Source organism: Solibacillus sp. FSL K6-1781, assembly GCF_038630735.1.
GTDB lineage: Bacteria > Bacillota > Bacilli > Bacillales_A > Planococcaceae > Solibacillus > Solibacillus silvestris.
Window position 1 is genome coordinate 880,911 of record NZ_CP152038.1, and the last position, 17,922, is coordinate 898,832.

Genomic DNA, 17,922 nt, shown 5'->3' on the forward strand with positions numbered 1-17,922 from the left:
TATGACAATGAATATGGAAAAGGATCCGTTTTTTGATCCGGAACATGAGGAATTCGAAAATAGTACAAGTTACAGCAACGAGCTGCTTGAGGAAATCGCAAAGCCCCAGTACTACAATAACCGTGAACTGAGCTGGCTCGCTTTTAATGAACGGGTATTGGAAGAAGCGGAAGATACAAATAACCCGTTGTTGGAACGGATGAAATTTTTGGCAATATTCAGTTCCAATTTGGATGAATTTTTTATGGTCCGGGTTGCGGGTTTGCAAGACCAAATTCGTGCTGGCTATCATAAACCCGAAAATAAATCGGGTTTAACACCGAAAGAGCAGCTTGCTAAAATTGCTGAACGTACGCAAGCATTGGTAAGACGCCAAACAGAAGTATATCGCCATTTAGTGTATGAACTTTTACCGAAAGAAAGCGTGCATATACTTGATTTGAAAATGCTGAATGAGCAAGAAAAAAGTTATATTAATGAATTTTTTGAAGAAACGATTTTTCCTGTCCTTACACCTGTTGCGGTCGATGCCTACCGTCCGTTTCCTACATTATTAGGCCGTACGCTCAATTTATTTGTCATGCTGGAAAACAGCAATGAGGATTTAGAAAATACTATGGATAAGGTCGCAATTGTTCAAGTGCCTTCTGTATTGAATCGTTTTATTAAAATACCATCAAAAAGCAAGGAAACGTTGTTTGTATTATTGGAAGATGTCATTTCAAGTAATATCGACAGTTTATTTTTAGGTTATAAAGTGAAATCGACACAAGCTTTCCGGTTAACGAGAAATGCAGATTTGACCATTCATGAGGAAGGTGCCCAAGACCTGTTAGTGGAAATTGAAAAGGAGCTGAAAAAGCGCAAATGGGGCGTCGGTTCACGTTTGGAAGTGCGAGACGGTGAGATGAATGACGACGTGCTGGATTATTTACTAAATGAATTTGAACTGGGAGAGTCCGATGTTTTCAAAATTGATGGCCCGCTCGACTTAACGGCAATGTTCGGCTTTGTCAAAGAGATTTCCGTAGGGCGGGAACATTTGGAATATGAAAGTTTTATTCCGCAGCCGCCTCATGATTTACAGTCGGACGAAAATATTTTTGAAAAAGCGTTAACCCAAGATATATTTTTCCATCATCCTTATGAATCATTTGGACCGATTGTTGATTTTATTGCAGAAGCAGCGGAAGATCCGAGCGTTTTGGCCATTAAGCAAACGCTATACAGGGTGAGCGGAAATTCGCCGATTATTCAAGCTTTAAAGCAGGCGGCGGAGAATGGTAAACAGGTGACGGTTTTAGTAGAGTTAAAAGCACGCTTTGATGAGGAAAATAATGTGCATTGGGCGAAACAGCTTGAACAAGCAGGTTGCCTCGTCATTTATGGGATGAATAATTTAAAAACCCATTCGAAAATTACACTTGTTGTGCGCCGACGCAATGGGAAAATTGAACGTTTTGTTCATTTAGGGACGGGCAATTACAATGATGCAACGGCAAAGATTTATACGGATATGGGGATTATTACATCGCATAAGGAATTCGGAATTGATGCGACAAATTTCTTTAATTATTTAAGCGGTTATACTGAAAAACCTGAATTTCATCATATTGTAGTCGCGCCTTTTGATATTCGGGATGAATTCCTAGATTTAATCGATAAGGAAATTGCGTTACATAAAAAATATGGAAACGGGTTTATCCGGGCAAAAATGAATTCTTTAACCGACAAGGAATTAATGATGAAACTGTATGAAGCGTCGATTGCAGGGGTGAAAATCGAGCTGATTATTCGTGGTATTTGCTGTCTGCGTCCAGGCATCCCGGGGATTTCAGAAAATATAACTGTTTTGAGCATTGTTGGCCGTTTCCTGGAGCATTCCCGGATTTTCTGGTTCCATCATAACGGGGAGGATAATCTATACTTATCTTCTGCAGATATGATGACCCGGAATATGATTAAACGTGTAGAGATACTGTTTCCCATCTATTCACCGGAAATAAAATACCGCATCAATCGTATTATGCTGCTCCAAATTAAAGATAATCAAAAAGTGCGTATTCAGGATTCCAATGGAAAATACCATTATAAAGAAGGCCATCAAAGTGATCTCCGAATCAACAGTCAGGAAATCTTTTTAGCTGAATCACTCGGTCCAATTATTGAAGAATAGTAGAAAAATTAAAGCTATGGACGAAATGTTCATAGCTTTTTAATTTTGCCTAGAGCTGGGCTAGGGACTGTGAGATTTTATTAGAACAATTGGTCTTCCGTCAATATTTCGGACAAACGTTAAGAGACTTTTTTTTGCTACCGCCCTTCGGTTGCTCTGCTTTTCATCCCTCCATGCCCAGACCTGGGCATGGAGGGATGAAAACCCTGTAAGAGAACTTTATGAGGCATTTTGACAAACGGGCTCCTGTTGATTTCTCTCAAATTGGTTTGGTGATAAATAACCGATTGTTGAATGGCGTCGTCGTTCATTGTAAAAGTTTACGATATATGACTCCACGCTCTTTCTTGCTTCTATTTTGGATTCGAAACGGTGACGATAGATCCATTCTTTTTTGATTGTGGCGTGGAAAGATTCAATACACGCATTGTCATAGGGATTTCCTTTACGACTCATGCTAATTTTAATCCCATGTTCTTTTAAAGTTCTTGTATAGCTTGTGGCACAATATTGTGCGCCTCGATCTGAATGATGAACTAATCCTTTTTCGGGTTTTCGAACTGCTAAAGCATGCTTCAAGGCTTGATCTACTAATGTTTCTTCCATATGATCTGCGATGGCCCAGCCGACGATTTTACGAGAATATAAATCCATGATTGACGCAAGATACACCCACCCCTCCAGTGTTCGGATATAAGTTATATCTGCGACCCATACTTTATTTTTATCTTTTACTTGAAATTGACGTTTGACTAGATTCGGATAAATAAATTGATGGTGATTGGAATCCGTTGTTCGTTGAACAGTTTTCGGGATTATGGCACTTAACCCAAGGTTTCGCATCATATTCGCAATTTTCTTTTGCGAACAGACATAACCTAAACTCGCTAAGTCTTGCGCAATTCGAGGGCTACCGTATGTACCAAAACTCCTCGCATACGATCGATGAATCTGATGGGCAATTTCTGTATCACGTACTTCTTTTTCCGATAAGGGCTGTATCTGTTTTTTACGCCAATCATAATAACCGCTTTTTGAAACCATCAATACTTTACACATCATCGCAATGCCAAAGTCGTTTTTATGCTTTTCAATGAATGCATAAATCACTCGGGGTTTTTCGCGAAGATGTGCATAGCCTTTTTTAGAATTTCATTCTCTTCTTCCAAATCCCGTAACTTCTTATCAAACGCTGCCTGCAACTTATCTACTTCGCTAGAAGTAAAGTAACGTGTGACATCCTGATTTTTCGATTCACGATAATCTTTAATCCATTTATGGATAGTTGAAGACCCAATTTCAAACTTAAATGCCAGATCTGAAACTTTTGCGCCATCTTCTAAAACAGACTTTAAAATGTATTCTTTTGTTTGTGCGTCTAATCGCTTACGAGTTTGTTTTTCTTTCATCGGTTCCACGTCCTTTTTTAGATATCTTAATCTTAAAGTGTCTCTTAAGACGTGTCCATTTTTTATACTAACCTCACAATTGTGTAGGATATTAGAATAAAGAACTGTGATTTTAGAAGATCTGAAGGTGATATTAGAACAAAGTGCATACATTTTAGAACATGTTGAAGATATATTAGAACATCATAATTTTATTAGAACAAATAAATTTATATTAGACGATTAAATGATATATTAGAAAATCAGAATTCATCGCTCACTCCATTCCCTTTGAAGAAGAAAAAACACTATAAAATCAGTTAAAATTCCGTGTAAGTGAGAAATATTTTATATTTTAGTATTTATTTCCCTCCTGTTATAGTAAACTCTATTTATGAATGGCTGTTCATTTTATATGCAAAGGGGATGTATGGAATGTTACAAGGCAAAACGATTATTATTACAGGTGGCTCTAGCGGGATGGGGCTTGGTATGGCAAAGCAGTTCGTGAAAGAAGGAGCGAATGTTGTCATTACTGGGCGTGACTTAGAGCGTTTGGCCAATGCAAAAAAGGAAATCGAGGAATTTGGGTCTTCAATCGAAACATTTCAAATGGATGTTCGAGAACCGGAACATGCTCAGGCAATGGTTGCATATGCAGCTGAAAAATTTGGTCAAGTAGATGGCTTAGTGAACAATGCGGCAGGGAACTTTTTAGTGCATGCAGAAAAATTGTCGCCGAATGGATGGAAGGCCGTTATTGATATTGTGTTGAATGGAACATTTTATTGTACTTCTGCAATTGGTCGCTATTGGATTGAAAACGGTATAAAAGGTTCGATTATCAATATGGTGGCTACATATGCTTGGGGCGCAGGAGCAGGTGTCATTCATTCAGCTGCAGCAAAAGCCGGCGTGCTCTCGTTGACACGTTCGCTTGCGGTTGAATGGGGCGGTCAATATGGCATTCGCGTAAATGCCGTTGCACCAGGGCCGATTGAGCGAACAGGCGGAGCAGATAAACTATGGGAATCCGAAGAACAAGCGAAACGCACATTGGATTCTGTTCCGTTAAAGCGTCTTGGCACACCTGAGGAAATAGCTGATCTTGCTGCATTTATGCTATCGGATAAGGCAGGCTATTTAAACGGGGAATGTATTACTTTAGATGGCGGGCAATGGCTAAATCAGCATCCGTTCTAACTTTGTAAAATGATATCAAAAAAGAATAAATTCCAAATTATTGCTGCATACTATCGCTAACTGTTTAAAGGAGGCGATTGCAATCGGAATTTGGCTTTATCCAACAATTTTTGTTGTCATCCTACTATGTTTTATAGGCTATTATTTAACGGTACGCGTTGGACATAATATTGAGGACAGCGGTCAGGAACGTGATTCGGAAGTGCCTGAAGAAATTCAGGAGCATCCTTTCCTTCTTAATCCGATCATTTTATCGTATGCAGTTTTTGGCACATTTACAGGTATCATTATTTTTTATTATTGGGCAAGGGGTTACTGAAATTAATGCATAATGGGACGAATTTTCTCGTCTTATTATGCTTTTTCTTTTGCAATCATAGGCGCCTTTCATAGTCAGAAAAATGCTCCATATGGTATTATAGAGATTAGAGAAACTGTTTTGTCGAATGACAGAGCAAAGAATAACGGCAGTAAGTTTCAGCTTTTTTAGTATGGTGCTGCCCGTTATTAGCGGGATAAAGGAGTAGAATGTCATGATTTCAACGAACAACAGAGCTTTACTAGATATGCCTATAAAAGATTTTATTATTTCATCTGAGAAGGTAGCCCATGTACAAAGTGGAAATAACGCTGAACATGCATTATTAGTTTTAACAAAAACGGGGTATTCTTCTATTCCTGTACTTGATGTAAAGTATCGTTTAAAAGGTTTGTTAAGTACCAAAATGATAACAGAGTCTATTTTAGGCTTAGAGCGAATTGAATATGATAGATTAGCAGACATTCGTGTGGATGAGGTCATGAATCAGGAAGTTGTATATTTAAAAATTACGGATACATTCCAACGTGCACTCGATCTAGTAATTAACCATGCCTTTTTATGTGTAGTCGATGAAGAAGGCACTTTTGTCGGTATTATGACGCGAAGAATTATTTTAAAACAATTAAAGAAATATATTTACCAACACAACGCTTAAAATAAAAGTCGACAAAGTCCTAAAGGGATTTTGTCGTTTTTTTAACCGTTCGGTCGGAAAGGGAGGATTGTCAGTGACAATAACAGAAGCAGAAATTATTAAAGTGTTGGCAGAGGAAGGAAATATGCGAAAAGCGGCAGAGCGCCTTTTTTTAACGCAGCCGGCACTGTCACAGCGACTTCAATCAATCGAAAAAGAGTGGGGCGTACAATTGTTTATTCGTTCCCAGAAAGGATTAACACCAACTCCCGCGGGTGAACTGGTCATTCAATATTCGAACGATTTGCTTGTGAAGCGTGAAGAAATTTTTGAAACGATTCATTCGTTAAATACAAAAGTGCACGGCACATTAAAAATTGCCTGTGCATCGATTGTCGGTCAAAATTGGCTTCCGAAAGTATTAAAAGACTATGTAACAAAATATCCGGATACGAAAATTTCATTAATTACTGGATGGAGCTCGGAAATCATTAAAGCCCTGTATGATGGGGAAGCGCATATTGGTATCGTCCGCGGGCAGGCAGAATGGAAGGGGAAGAAAATTCATTTGTTCCGCGATACGATGTATTTAGTTGATAAAGAAATTCAGGATATGGAAGATATATTGACATCAGACCGCCCATTTATCCAATTTAAAAGTGATTCAAATTATTATCAGGAAATTCAGCAATGGTGGCAACGTCATTTCAACTACAATCCAAGACACCAAATTATTGTGGATCAAATTGAGACATGCAAGCAGATGGCGGTAAATGGTATCGGATATGCGATTTTACCATCCATCACACTGAACGGTGAGGAAAATGTTCATAAAATACCATTGGCGAATAATGGAAATGACGATGGACTAACACGGGATACATGGCTGATCGGATATGAATCAACATTCGAATTACGCCAAGTGGAAGCTTTTGTCGATTTAGTACAGGACCATGCACGCTGTCTGTATGATTATTCAAACGAAACGAACTAAAAAATAGTTTTAATATTACTGAAAATTTAGTACAATTATTCATGTTAAAAAATCTAACACGCAGCGGGGTGTCATATGGAAAAATTAAATGCACAGCAAATTATTGATTTTATTTCAGAAGCGAAAAAGGTTACACCAGTAAAAGTTTATGTAAAGGGAATTGGTGTTGCGGATTTATCATTTGGTACCGAAAGCAAAGTGTTTGGTGAAGGTAATAATGCGGTAGTGTTTGGCGAATGGTCGGAAATTGAAGCATCGTTGAAAAAATATGCAGATCTTATTGAAGACTATGTAGTAGAAAGTGATCGCCGTCATTCAGGTGTACCGCTTTTGGATACAAAAAAAGTAAATGCGCGAATCGAACCAGGTGCGATTATCCGTGATCAAGTTACAATTGGTGACAATGCAGTCATTATGATGGGTGCCATTATTAATATTGGTGCTGAAATTGGTGCAAAATCAATGATTGATATGGGCGCGGTATTAGGTGGTCGTGCAACAGTAGGAGAAAATTGCCATATTGGTGCGGGAACGGTTCTAGCAGGTGTAGTTGAGCCACCGAGTGCGTTGCCGGTTGTTGTGGAAGATGATGTTGTCATCGGTGCAAATGCTGTTGTATTGGAAGGTGTTCGCATTGGTAAAGGCGCGGTAGTAGCAGCAGGAGCAATCGTTATTAAAGATGTTGAGCCATATACAGTCGTTGCAGGCGTACCAGCTCGTCAAATTAAAGTATTGGATGAAAAAACAAAGTCGAAAACAGAAATTATCGATTCACTGCGTAATCTATAAAAAGGCGGGAACAACATGAGGCATCTTATTGAAGTAAGACGAGACCTACATAAAATTCCTGAAGTAGGCTTTAATGAATTTAAAACACAAAGCTATTTACTCCAATTCATATCAAATCTAGATCAGCAGCATTTGCAAATAACGACTTGGAAAACAGGTATTGTTGTATTGATAAAAGGCACGAATCCGTCAAAGCTGATCGGTTGGCGTACAGATATAGATGCGCTTCCTGTACAAGAAGAGACGGGACTCCCGTTTGAATCGGAAGTTGACGGATTTATGCATGCATGTGGTCATGATTGTCATATGGCCATTGCGCTTGGCCTTGTCGAGACGTTTTCAAAACAGCCGCCTGTTCACAATGTCGTTGTCTACTTTCAGCCAGCCGAAGAAGGTCCGGGTGGAGCAGAGCCGATGCTGGAATGGCTAAAAGAAGAACAGCCGCATCTTGTTGCAGATGAGATTTATGCAACGCATATTGCCCCGGAATATCCGGTAGGTACGATCGCAACGAGACCAGGACTGCTGTTCGCCAATACTTCCGAGCTGTTTATTGACTTGAAAGGGATTGGCGGACATGCAGCCTATCCACATAAAACGAGAGATATGACTATTGCAGCAGCCAATTTAGTTATGCAGCTGCAAACAATTATTAGCCGGAATGTTGATCCATTGGATAGTGCAGTCATTACAATCGGGAAAATGACTTCCGGTACGGTTCAAAATGTCATCGCGGAAAATGCGCGTCTTGAAGGAACCATTCGGACGTTGAATGCACAGGCGATGGCAGAGGTAAAACGACGTATTGAAGCAATTTGCAAGGGCATTGAAGCCGCATTTGAATGCACTATCGCTATCGATTACGGCTCGATGTATTATGAGGTAAATAATAATGCGAATTGTGCCAATGCGCTGCTGGAGTTTGCTGAACAGTTTGACGGGACAACCGCTTATGAATGTCCTGCTGCAATGACAGGGGAAGACTTTGGCTATTTCATTAAGGACTTGCCAGGCGCTATGTTCTGGACAGGAGCCAATTCCAACTACGGCCTCCACCATGCAAAAATGGCACCGGATGAGTCGCTCATTCCTCTTAATTGCCGCTTCGTCGAACAATTTATCCGCCAACTTGTTTAACATATGAAAAGGGCTATCCAATTTAATTTTGGATAGCCCTTTTTGATTTTTAAGAAGCAGCTTTCATTAAATGGGGTGCTTTTTTGACTGTCCATGAATAGGCAAGCATGAAACAGCCGACAAGTACACAAGTACCTAAAATGTATGGCGAATCAGGATTCCAGTCAAATAGTACACCGGCAAGTGCTGGACCGAACATATTGCCAAGACTCATATAAGCATTGTTCATACCGGCAGCAAAGCCTTGTTCATTACCAGCAAGCTTAGAAATGAGTGTATTTACTGCAGGACGTATAAATGTTGTGGCAATCGAGAACAGTGTAGCGACAACTAAAATGATGAAGAAGCCACTAATGTAAATAACGAGCAGCATCATTGCGGCCGCCAACAATAAGTTGACTAAAATAACCTTCATTTCCCCGAAGCGTTTAAACAATTTGTTCACGACAAACATTTGCAGCACTACACCTGCAAACCCTCCGACTGTTAAAATTATGGCGATTTCTGATGGAGAATAACCGAATTTATGGTCTAAATAAAGTGTTAAAGTTGCTTGGAAATTGGAAATACCAAAACTGAATGTAAAGACGATGATTAAAAAGACAAAATAAGATGTCTTCACGGACTTGGCCAATTGCCTTGCTAATTTTTCCCTTGGTGCGATAACCTCACGAACATTTTTTATATTAGGTAAGTAAATGGCGGATAAAATGGCTGCAATATATGCTACAACCCCCGCTAAATAGAAAGGAAACGTCAGGTTGACTTCAGCTAGAAATCCGCCGATACCCGGACCGACCATAAAGCCTAAAGACATCGCAGCACCGATCATGCCCATCCCTTTTCCACGTTCTTCATATGTCGTAATATCAGCTACAAATGCCATTATCGGAGCCATAATAAATGCCGCACCTGTTCCGCTTAAAAATCTTGCTAAAAACAATATCCATACTTCCGAAGCGAGACCGAATAATATTTGTGCAGAACCATAGACAATTAGCCCGCAAATAATAAACATTTTTCGTCCGTGACGGTCCGATAAGTCTCCTGCAATCGGAGAAAATAAGAACTGTGCGAGTGCGAAGCCTGCAACTAAGAAGCCGAGCACCTGCCCACCGACACCAAATACTTGTAAATAGGAAGGCATAACAGGAACAATAATCCCGATACCGCCCATTGTAATGAACATATTAAACATTAATAAATAAAGCGCTAACTTATTGGATTTTTCTGTCATATAATGCCAGCCTTCCTTTTAGATAATTCGATAATAGAAATATATATTTATAATGAATATCATACTCTAAAATTTTTGAAATTGCATTTATTCATACCGAATATAATTCCCATTTTGTGATTACGAGTAAACCCCCTGCACATAATTCATTTATGCAGGGGGTTCATTATTCCGAATTAATTTATTTATTCGCTGCAACTAAATAAGTTTCGCCAAGAATTTCTTTTAACTCGTATTGATCTGCGGAAAGCTGTTGTTCAATAAAAGAATGAACATCCGATTTATCTAAATCGTACATCACTTCAATTTCTTTAGAAAATATCAGTTTTTCAGTTTCTAGAAACGCTGGTAAGGATGGCTGTTCTGCTGGTCGAAGTTCTTCTGTAATAATAACTTGTTTTAATCCGTCAATATACGCCTGTAATGGCTGACCACCAACAATTTTGACTCCTTTATTTTCCTTATTCACTATGATGATCGTTGGGAATCCTCTAACACCGAGTGTTTTAACAAGATCAAAATCTTCATTTAATAACTGTTGTCCGATCGGTTGCTCTGCTTCACTTACAATTATTTCGCCATCAAGGCCAACCTGATTGACAAGCTCCACTAAAACGGACCTTTCAGAAATATTCTCGTTAAATACAAAAAGTGCTTCTCTTGCACGACGCAAATATTCAGATGCGATTTTCTCGTTATAATTTTTTTGAAGTATTTTAAAAACATGAGATGGCGGATAGGATGATTGAACAGGATTGTCTACCATTAAAGATCCATCAATCGGCATTCTTGAATACTGCCCTACTTCACGCCAATGCCCTGCAACGTCAGCTGGCTTATATATTCCGTTTGCAGGATCAATAGGTCCATCATGCCATTTTTCCAGCAAGCCCCCCATTACTGTATGGAAGTTGAAATGCTTTCCATACTGTTTTACAAAACGTCCAATTACAGGTTCAATTGCCCAGCAATGCGAACAAATAGGATCTGTTACATAATAAAGGTCCACTGATTTTTCCTGTTTGTTAAAATCAATTAGTTCCAATTCATTTTCCTCAGCCACACCACAAACCCCAGTTACTAAATCACAAACCATATTATTATTTTTCAATGTCAATTCCTCCCTTAAGTGATATCTTTGTTCTATAATTGAATTGTAAAATATGTAAAATATATTGAGTACCGATAGTTCGGGCGATATGTTGTATATTCAACACATTCGGCAATCTGTATAAAAAGTAGGAGGGATAACAATGAAGGAAGTAAAAGTAGACCCTAGAATACGCCGTACACGTAAACTGATCATGGATGCTTTTATAGAACTTTCAAGTCAGAAGGAATTTAAGGATATAACGGTTAAGGATATTACAGCTGAGGCTATGATTAACCGTGCCACTTTCTATTATCATTTTGAAGATATTTATGATCTGTTGGATAAATCATTATCAGAAGTACTATTAGTTAATTTAGATTGTGATACGTACAAAAGCAGTGAATTAAATGAAGAAGTGTTAAGCAGTATTTTCAAAGTGATCACAGATTTCCAAATGTCACTATCTACTCGCTGCCATCGGGGGTATGAAGATACGATTGCTCGAATTATCAGGGAACAGCTTGAAATTATTTTTTATCAAATGCTCCTTAAACAGCGTGCCAATGAAGATGTGCAAGCATTAACGCTTACAGCACTCATGTTGAGCTGGGGGATATACGGAGCTTCTGTGGAGTGGAAAAGAAGCGGTGAAAAAGTTGAACCGGAAACCTATATTAAATCAGTAATACCATATATCATGTCTGGAATTAGCGGCATGTGAAAGGGGAGGTATGGATGAATTATAAATTTTGGACTGTTGTAATGATACAAAAAGAGGATCGTGTGTTATTGCTCAACCGCCAGCATGATCATTTCAAAGGCTATATTCCACCAGGTGGTAAAGTGGACTTTCCTGAAGGCTTTGCTGAAGGGGCAATCCGGGAAGTAAAAGAAGAGACAGGACTGGATGTACAGTCTTTAGTATTTAAAGGAATCTCCCATTATACAAATCCGGAACTGCACGATCATTTTATTATTTATAACTATTGGACGGATCATTTTACGGGCGAAGTTTTAGGCTCCTGCAATGAAGGGGAGCTGGAGTGGGTAAAAATAAGCGAAGCCAGGAATTACCCGATGCAGGAAGACATTCAAGTGCGCTTCGATTTATTCTTTGAGCCAGGGACATTTGAAATTCATACAATGTGGGATGAACGAAACAATCAAATCGATAAGCGAATCATACATAAGCTATAAAAAAGCGTGACCAAAAATTTTGGTCACGTTTTTGTTCTATCTCAAACTCATCTTAAATTCAAGGAAGTATTCGTTATATTTACCTAACCATTCAAGGCCAAGGTTTTCATAAACTTCCAATGTTTCACGTTGGTCATGTGACGGATAGAAACGTTCGTCGTTAATAACTTCCTCGTCCATGAGTTCCCATGCTGCTTCATTCGGTGTTGAATAGCCGACATAGTCCGCGTTTTGCGCAGCATTTTCAGGATCAAGCATAAAGTTGATAAATTTATGGGCACCTTCAATATTTTGTGAAGTTTTTGGAATGACCATATTATCAAACCATAAGTTGGAGCCTTCTTGCGGTACGGCAAACTCCAATTCTTCATTTTCCCACATCATATCTGCTGCCTGACCGGAGAATGTTAATGCTACAGATGCTTCATTGTTTATCATAAGCGGAGTAATCTCATCGCCGATAATCGCTTTAATATTTGGTGAAAGCTCAATTAAGTGATCTGTCGCTTCACGCAATAAATCTTCATCTTTCACATTAAGCGATTCGCCGATTGAGTTCAGTCCCATCCCAATTACTTCACGTGAACCATCAACTAGAAATACTTTTCGTTTTAATGAAGGATCCCATAAGTCTTCCCAAGTTTCGAATGTTAAATGGTCTTCGATTAAATTCGGATTATAGACAACCCCAACTGTTCCCCAGAAATAAGGAATGGAGTATTCATTGCCCGGATCGAACGGCAGATCCATAAAGTCTGCATTAATATTTTTCAGATTCGGCACTAAATCGTGATCAATCGGAATGAGCAGGTCATCTTCCTTCATCGATTCGATTGTATATTCAGAAGGGACCGCAATATCATAGGCAGAACCGCCTTGCTGTACTTTCGTCAACATCGCTTCATTTGAATCAAATGTTTCATATGTTACTTTAATTCCTGTTTCTTCTTCAAACTTATCGATTAATTCCGGGTCGATATATTCACCCCAGTTATAAACCGTTAATGTATCTTTACTTCCTGCAGATCCAGCTGATTGCATACGGTCAACTGTAAAAAACAGTAGGGCACATACAATGACAATGGCAGCCGTTGCTTGTACTAATTCTCTCATCGTTGTCCCCCCGTTGCTACTGATTTTGAACGTTTGTTAATAAAGTAGTAACCGATTACTATTAATACCGTTACAGCAAATACTAACCCGGAAATGGCATTGATAGTTAACGAAATGCCGGCACGGGCCATTGAGTAAATTTCTACAGATAATGTACTGAAGCCATTTCCTGTTACGAAAAATGTAACCGCGAAATCATCTAGAGAATAAGTCAACGCCATAAAGAATCCGGCAAAAATCCCTGGTGAAATATACGGTAAAATAACACGTGTTAAGACATCGCGTTTCGTTGCACCTAAGTCTCGTGCAGCATCAATTAGGGAAGTGTTCATTTCAAGCAATTTAGGTAAAACCATGAGTACAACGATTGGTACACTGAACGCAATATGCGATACAAGTACAGAAGCGAATCCTAGTTTTACACCGATCATCGTAAATAAAATTAAGAAGCTTGCACCGATGACAACGTCAGGTGAAACAATCAAAACATTATTTAACGAAAGCAATGTATTGCGCATCTTTTTGTCTTTCAATGATACAATACCGACTGCTCCGAGCGTTCCGATAATCGTTGCAATTAAACCTGATAAAAGGGCAACGAGTACTGTATTCAGCAAAATAATAATTAATCGTGAATCATCAAATACAGCCGCATAGTGCTCAAGTGTGAATGATTCAAAATTATTCATGCTGCCGCCACTATTAAAGGAGTAGAAAATTAAATAAAATATGGGTGCGTAAAGGATCGCGAATACGAAAAGTAAATATACTTTCGACATAGCGGACAACTTTTTCATCAGACACGTCCTCCTTTAGATTTTTGTTTCGTGAACAGCATTGTGAGTACCATGAATAAAATTAAGAACACGGCAATTGTCGAACCCATACCCCAGTTTTGGGAAACGAGGAATTGTTGCTCGATCGCCGTCCCTAAAGTAATGACCTGGTTTCCGGCGATTAAACGTGTAATCATAAACAGTGACAGTGCCGGAATGAACGTTACTTGAATACCTGATTTTACGCCGTCGATTGTCAGCGGGAAAATGACACGGCGGAAAGTTGTCCATGCATTTGCCCCTAAATCACGTGAAGCATAAATAAGTGAAGGATTCATTTTGTCCAATGAATTGAAAATCGGAATAATCATAAACGGAATGAAAATATAGACCGATACAAATACGAAACTAAAGTCTGTAAATAAAATTTGCTTTGGATCAAAACCAAACACTTCGATCAGTGCATTGATCGGACCGTATAAACCGAAAATGCCGATAAATGCGTATGTTTTTAACAGCAGGTTAATCCAAGAAGGGATAATAATCAGCATAAGCCATAGCTGTTTATGCTTCGTTTTTGTCAGTAAGTAGGCAGTAGGGTAGGCAAATAATAATGTGAATAATGTTATTAAAAACGCATACCAGAAACTGCTCAATGTCATTTTCAAATAAACCGGTGTAAAGAACTTTGCATAGTTGGCCAATGTAAAGTTCCCGTTCAAATCAAGAACAGAATAATAGACGATTAACGCAATTGGTGCGATAACGAATAAAATTATCCAAAATACGTAGGGGATTAACGGTCCTTTAGCTGTTTTATTCATGTTCTTCATCCCCATACGCTTCCAGACGTTTATCAAAATCTTCTTCCGTTTCGTTTAAACGCATTACGTGAATTGCTTCCGGATCAAAGTCCAGCCCAATTTCCGCTCCAACTTCCGCTTTTTTCAATGAATGGACAAGCCATTCATTGCCGTCTTTATCATATGTCGATAATTCGTAGTGCACGCCACGGAACAACTGTGTATCTACTGTTACGATCAGTTTGCCGTTTTCAGGTGTTGTTATTTCCAAGTCTTCAGGACGAATGACAATATCGATTTTTTCATTCGGCTTCATCCCTGCATCGACACATTCAAACTCTTTTCCGGCAAATTTAACACGGTAATCTTCAATCATGATGCCGTCCACAATATTGGATTCACCGATAAAGTCCGCAACAAAACGGTTGATTGGCTCATCATAAATATCAACAGGTGTACCGGATTGTTTAATTTCACCTTGAGAAAGAACAAATATTTCATCACTCATCGCAAGCGCTTCTTCCTGGTCATGCGTAACAAATATAAATGTTTTGCCAAGACGCTGCTGCAGTTCGCGAAGCTCATACTGCATTTCTGTACGTAATTTTAAATCAAGTGCAGATAAAGGCTCATCGAGTAAAATCACATCCGGATCATTTACAATCGCACGGGCAATCGCAACACGCTGACGCTGACCACCAGACATTTCTGATATTTCGCGGCTGCCGTAGCCTGCCAAGTTAACAAACTTCAGTGCTTCCTGCACACGTTCCTTCACTTCAGCTTCTTTCACTTTTTTGATACGTAAGCCGAATGCTACATTTTCAAAAACATTCAAGTGAGGGAAGAGCGCATAATCCTGAAATACTGTGTTTACTTGGCGTTCATTTGCAGGTATATCATTAATTCGTTTCCCGTTGAAGAAAACATCCCCCGTAGAAGCATCGGTAAACCCAGCGATAATACGTAAAATTGTCGTCTTTCCGCACCCTGATGGTCCGAGTAATGTGTAGAACTTGCCTCGTTCCAATTCAAAGTTAATATTTTTTAATACCACTGTTCCGTCATCATATGATTTTGTGACATTTTCAAAGCGAATAATTGTGTTATCCATTTTGCATCCTCCTAATTTATAAATATGATTGTGTCGCGACAAGGAGCAATTTTGTTATGCCACTGTGCGCATTGAAAATTTGATGGTTGGAAGATGCTTCGTAATATACGGCATCACCTTCACTTGCTATGTATTCATCATTGCCCAAAACGACTCGAATCCGTCCATTTTGCACATAGATGAAGGTCTCTGCCAGTGACGGCTCAAATGCTTTAAATTCTGCATCTTTTTGCAATGTAATGAAAACAGGCTCCATTTCTTTCTCGTTAGAAGTAGGAATAAGCCATTCAACTTCATATTTTTTATCCTGATCAATGAAGCATGTTTGATCATCTTTTGTGAAAACAATTTTTTCATTTTCTTGCGTATCATCAAAAAAGTCTCGCGGTGTACACCCGAGAACTTCCAGTAAGTTAAACAATGTTTCAATGGAAGGGGAATTTAAGTCTCGCTCAAGTTGAGAAATATAGCCCTTCGATAAATCGGTACGTTCTCCGAGCTCTTCCTGGGTTAACCCCTTTTTTATGCGCAAGGCTTTAATTTTTGAACCAATTTGCATATAGTCACACCCTTTATTTTAGTTCTCAAATAGTTTACTGTTGATAAACCTTGAGTAAGGAAGTTTACTTTTACATTACTTTAAGTTTACGAAAGCATTAATAATTATACATAATATCGCTGTATTTTCAAGGGTCTAAGCCAAATATGTATGGAAATACGTAAGGGATAATTTTTGTGGTACCGATAAAACCGTCAATACATATGTTACAACGAGGTGAGTATAATTGAGGATTCGCACATTAATGCCATCGTTAAGTGGCGCGACAAGAATATTAAATCGGAAAAATACTTACGAGGAAAGTGCTAAAGCAACATTGGTGTATTTTTGGTCAATGAGCTGTTCGGAATGTGCCCAGTCTATAAAGAACTTGAAGGAACTGGAACGTATATTTGGGGATCGGTTAACTGTTCACGCAATCCATATGCCCAGAGAGAAAGAGGACTATTCGGAAACCCTTGTAAAAGAAAAAATAAAGCAACTGGATATAATATACCCTGTTTATCTGGATAATGAACTAAAAATAAGCGACAGGTTTGGAAACAAATTTGTACCTGCATTCTATATATTTGATCAGCAGCAGCAATTGCGCTTTTTTAAGGCGGGCTATTTTGCATTGAAATTATTGCAACAGAAAATAGAACGCATAATTTAATGACAATAACTGAATGTATGCGTTAAACTAGTGGCAACTGGATGTTCGGAGGAGAATAGTATGAAAAAAGAATTCGTAGTAATAGGTCTTGGTCGTTTTGGAGGAAGTATTGTACGTGAACTCGTTAAACAGGGAGCCAATGTAATGGCCATTGATACAGATAGTGAACGTGTCGATGAATATGCCCGGATTGCCACACAGGCTGTAGTAGCAGATACGACAGAAGAGGAAACGATCAAATCACTCGGTTTATGGAATTTCGAACATGTCATTGTAGCCATTGGAGAAGATATCCAGTCGAGTATTTTAACGACGCTTATTTTAAAAGAGCTCGGCGTTCCGCAAATTACAGTGAAGGCGCAAAACGACTACCATGAAAAAGTATTGCTGAAAATCGGTGCGGACTTTGTTGTGCATCCTGAACGTGATATGGGAATCCGGATCGCCAATAACATGATGTCAAATAGTGTTCTTGACTACTTGGAGATTTCGGGTGAACATTCCATCATGGAAGTTAAGGCAAACGAAAGTATTGCCGGCCAGTCGCTCATTGAACTCGATGTACGTGCAAAATACGGCTTGAATATCGTCGGCATTACGCGCGGAGAGGAAATTATGATTTCCCCAAATGCAACAGAACGCATTCAAGTAGGGGATGTCCTGCTCATTATCGGCGCAGATGTCGATATTAACCGGTTTGTAAAGAAGGTCATTCAGAAGTAAGTTAGACTG

Annotated in this window: 20 protein-coding genes; 11 read left to right on the forward strand and 9 right to left on the reverse strand. The window is 39.0% G+C overall.

The features are described from left to right. Position 1 precedes the first annotated feature (1 nt). The gene (locus tag MHH37_RS04165) at positions 2-2,176 is read left to right on the forward strand and encodes an RNA degradosome polyphosphate kinase (protein WP_342575140.1); all 2,175 of its coding nucleotides are present in this window, start codon (positions 2-4) and stop codon (positions 2,174-2,176) included. A 219-nt stretch (positions 2,177-2,395) separates the two neighbouring features. Here MHH37_RS04165 and MHH37_RS04170 read toward each other — a convergent pair whose 3' ends face one another. Together MHH37_RS04170 and MHH37_RS04175 are read right to left on the reverse strand one after the other, a co-directional pair. Continuing rightward, a complete protein-coding gene (locus MHH37_RS04170; RefSeq protein WP_342574648.1) occupies positions 2,396-3,286 on the reverse strand; it encodes an IS3 family transposase in 891 nt (296 codons plus the stop codon). Further along, complete coding sequence (locus MHH37_RS04175) at positions 3,283-3,585, reverse strand: transposase (RefSeq protein ID WP_014822792.1); 303 nt, start codon at positions 3,583-3,585, stop codon at positions 3,283-3,285. Before MHH37_RS04175 ends, MHH37_RS04170 begins: the two co-directional genes overlap by 4 nt. 414 nt (positions 3,586-3,999) lie before the next feature. Between MHH37_RS04175 and fadH the strand changes: the two genes are divergently transcribed. The 6 genes from fadH to MHH37_RS04205 all read left to right on the forward strand — a co-directional run bounded on the left by fadH (position 4,000) and on the right by MHH37_RS04205 (position 8,643). Further along, positions 4,000-4,767 carry a 2,4-dienoyl-CoA reductase gene (fadH, locus tag MHH37_RS04180; protein WP_008403500.1) on the forward strand — a complete coding sequence of 256 codons (768 nt, stop codon included), beginning with the start codon at positions 4,000-4,002 and terminating at the stop codon, positions 4,765-4,767. A 40-nt stretch (positions 4,768-4,807) separates the two neighbouring features. Next, complete coding sequence (locus MHH37_RS04185; RefSeq protein ID WP_008403499.1) at positions 4,808-5,086, forward strand: hypothetical protein; 279 nt, start codon at positions 4,808-4,810, stop codon at positions 5,084-5,086. 214 nt (positions 5,087-5,300) lie between these two features. Beyond that, positions 5,301-5,744: a cyclic-di-AMP-binding protein CbpB gene (cbpB, locus tag MHH37_RS04190; protein WP_008403498.1), complete on the forward strand. Its 444-nt coding sequence runs from the start codon at positions 5,301-5,303 to the stop codon at positions 5,742-5,744. A 73-nt stretch (positions 5,745-5,817) separates the two neighbouring features. Then, a complete protein-coding gene (locus tag MHH37_RS04195) occupies positions 5,818-6,717 on the forward strand; it encodes a LysR family transcriptional regulator (protein WP_008403497.1) in 900 nt (299 codons plus the stop codon). Between the two features lie 75 nt (positions 6,718-6,792). Continuing rightward, on the forward strand, positions 6,793-7,506 hold the full coding sequence (dapD, locus tag MHH37_RS04200; RefSeq protein ID WP_008403496.1) for a 2,3,4,5-tetrahydropyridine-2,6-dicarboxylate N-acetyltransferase: 714 nt from the start codon (positions 6,793-6,795) through the stop codon (positions 7,504-7,506). Between the two features lie 15 nt (positions 7,507-7,521). After that, positions 7,522-8,643 (forward strand): N-acetyldiaminopimelate deacetylase, encoded by a 1,122-nt coding sequence (locus MHH37_RS04205; protein ID WP_342575143.1) that lies wholly within the window; start codon positions 7,522-7,524, stop codon positions 8,641-8,643. 49 nt (positions 8,644-8,692) lie between these two features. On the opposite strand, the gene MHH37_RS04210 is transcribed toward MHH37_RS04205, so the two are convergent. Both MHH37_RS04210 and MHH37_RS04215 read right to left on the reverse strand, forming a co-directional pair. Next, positions 8,693-9,880, reverse strand: a complete 1,188-nt coding sequence (locus MHH37_RS04210; protein ID WP_008403494.1) for an MFS transporter — start codon at positions 9,878-9,880, stop codon at positions 8,693-8,695. Positions 9,881-10,061: 181 nt separating this feature from the next. Continuing rightward, complete coding sequence (locus tag MHH37_RS04215; protein ID WP_008403493.1) at positions 10,062-10,991, reverse strand: DsbA family protein; 930 nt, start codon at positions 10,989-10,991, stop codon at positions 10,062-10,064. A gap of 142 nt (positions 10,992-11,133) precedes the next feature. Between MHH37_RS04215 and MHH37_RS04220 the strand changes: the two genes are divergently transcribed. Next, positions 11,134-11,694, forward strand: a complete 561-nt coding sequence (locus MHH37_RS04220; RefSeq protein WP_342575146.1) for a TetR/AcrR family transcriptional regulator — start codon at positions 11,134-11,136, stop codon at positions 11,692-11,694. Between the two features lie 14 nt (positions 11,695-11,708). Beyond that, positions 11,709-12,170, forward strand: a complete 462-nt coding sequence (locus tag MHH37_RS04225; RefSeq protein WP_008403489.1) for an 8-oxo-dGTP diphosphatase — start codon at positions 11,709-11,711, stop codon at positions 12,168-12,170. A 36-nt stretch (positions 12,171-12,206) separates the two neighbouring features. On the opposite strand, the gene MHH37_RS04230 is transcribed toward MHH37_RS04225, so the two are convergent. The 5 genes from MHH37_RS04230 to MHH37_RS04250 are packed head-to-tail and all read right to left on the reverse strand — an operon-like array spanning position 12,207 to position 16,535. Beyond that, on the reverse strand, positions 12,207-13,283 hold the full coding sequence (locus MHH37_RS04230) for an ABC transporter substrate-binding protein (RefSeq protein WP_342575149.1): 1,077 nt from the start codon (positions 13,281-13,283) through the stop codon (positions 12,207-12,209). Further along, on the reverse strand, positions 13,280-14,080 hold the full coding sequence (locus tag MHH37_RS04235; RefSeq protein WP_014824571.1) for an ABC transporter permease: 801 nt from the start codon (positions 14,078-14,080) through the stop codon (positions 13,280-13,282). Before MHH37_RS04235 ends, MHH37_RS04230 begins: the two co-directional genes overlap by 4 nt. Further along, positions 14,080-14,892 (reverse strand): ABC transporter permease, encoded by an 813-nt coding sequence (locus MHH37_RS04240; RefSeq protein WP_140405545.1) that lies wholly within the window; start codon positions 14,890-14,892, stop codon positions 14,080-14,082. Before MHH37_RS04240 ends, MHH37_RS04235 begins: the two co-directional genes overlap by 1 nt. Further along, positions 14,876-15,976, reverse strand: coding sequence for an ABC transporter ATP-binding protein (locus tag MHH37_RS04245; protein ID WP_342575155.1), 1,101 nt, complete (start codon positions 15,974-15,976; stop codon positions 14,876-14,878). The genes MHH37_RS04240 and MHH37_RS04245 overlap by 17 nt, the downstream gene beginning before the upstream one ends. Positions 15,977-15,992: 16 nt before the next feature. Continuing rightward, entirely contained in the window at positions 15,993-16,535 is a 543-nt protein-coding gene (locus MHH37_RS04250) for an XRE family transcriptional regulator (RefSeq protein ID WP_342575157.1), read from the reverse strand. A gap of 226 nt (positions 16,536-16,761) precedes the next feature. Here MHH37_RS04250 and MHH37_RS04255 point away from each other — a divergent pair, with 226 nt between their 5' ends. Together MHH37_RS04255 and MHH37_RS04260 are read left to right on the forward strand one after the other, a co-directional pair. After that, positions 16,762-17,190: a thioredoxin-like domain-containing protein gene (locus tag MHH37_RS04255; protein WP_039966277.1), complete on the forward strand. Its 429-nt coding sequence runs from the start codon at positions 16,762-16,764 to the stop codon at positions 17,188-17,190. 60 nt (positions 17,191-17,250) lie between these two features. Then, complete coding sequence (locus MHH37_RS04260) at positions 17,251-17,913, forward strand: TrkA family potassium uptake protein (RefSeq protein WP_008403478.1); 663 nt, start codon at positions 17,251-17,253, stop codon at positions 17,911-17,913. Positions 17,914-17,922 lie beyond the last annotated feature (9 nt).

What these genes read in the sequence shown, in the direction of transcription:
- MHH37_RS04165 (WP_342575140.1), top strand. Translation starts at nt 2, where the DNA reads ATGACAATGAATATGGAAAAGGATCCGTTTTTTGATCCGGAACATGAG.
- MHH37_RS04175 (WP_014822792.1), bottom strand. Translation starts at nt 3,585, where the DNA reads ATGAAAGAAAAACAAACTCGTAAGCGATTAGACGCACAAACAAAAGAA.
- fadH (WP_008403500.1), top strand. Translation starts at nt 4,000, where the DNA reads ATGTTACAAGGCAAAACGATTATTATTACAGGTGGCTCTAGCGGGATG.
- cbpB (WP_008403498.1), top strand. Translation starts at nt 5,301, where the DNA reads ATGATTTCAACGAACAACAGAGCTTTACTAGATATGCCTATAAAAGAT.
- dapD (WP_008403496.1), top strand. Translation starts at nt 6,793, where the DNA reads ATGGAAAAATTAAATGCACAGCAAATTATTGATTTTATTTCAGAAGCG.
- MHH37_RS04205 (WP_342575143.1), top strand. Translation starts at nt 7,522, where the DNA reads ATGAGGCATCTTATTGAAGTAAGACGAGACCTACATAAAATTCCTGAA.
- MHH37_RS04210 (WP_008403494.1), bottom strand. Translation starts at nt 9,880, where the DNA reads ATGACAGAAAAATCCAATAAGTTAGCGCTTTATTTATTAATGTTTAAT.
- MHH37_RS04220 (WP_342575146.1), top strand. Translation starts at nt 11,134, where the DNA reads ATGAAGGAAGTAAAAGTAGACCCTAGAATACGCCGTACACGTAAACTG.
- MHH37_RS04225 (WP_008403489.1), top strand. Translation starts at nt 11,709, where the DNA reads ATGAATTATAAATTTTGGACTGTTGTAATGATACAAAAAGAGGATCGT.
- MHH37_RS04230 (WP_342575149.1), bottom strand. Translation starts at nt 13,283, where the DNA reads ATGAGAGAATTAGTACAAGCAACGGCTGCCATTGTCATTGTATGTGCC.
- MHH37_RS04235 (WP_014824571.1), bottom strand. Translation starts at nt 14,080, where the DNA reads ATGAAAAAGTTGTCCGCTATGTCGAAAGTATATTTACTTTTCGTATTC.
- MHH37_RS04240 (WP_140405545.1), bottom strand. Translation starts at nt 14,892, where the DNA reads ATGAAGAACATGAATAAAACAGCTAAAGGACCGTTAATCCCCTACGTA.
- MHH37_RS04245 (WP_342575155.1), bottom strand. Translation starts at nt 15,976, where the DNA reads ATGGATAACACAATTATTCGCTTTGAAAATGTCACAAAATCATATGAT.
- MHH37_RS04250 (WP_342575157.1), bottom strand. Translation starts at nt 16,535, where the DNA reads ATGCAAATTGGTTCAAAAATTAAAGCCTTGCGCATAAAAAAGGGGTTA.
- MHH37_RS04260 (WP_008403478.1), top strand. Translation starts at nt 17,251, where the DNA reads ATGAAAAAAGAATTCGTAGTAATAGGTCTTGGTCGTTTTGGAGGAAGT.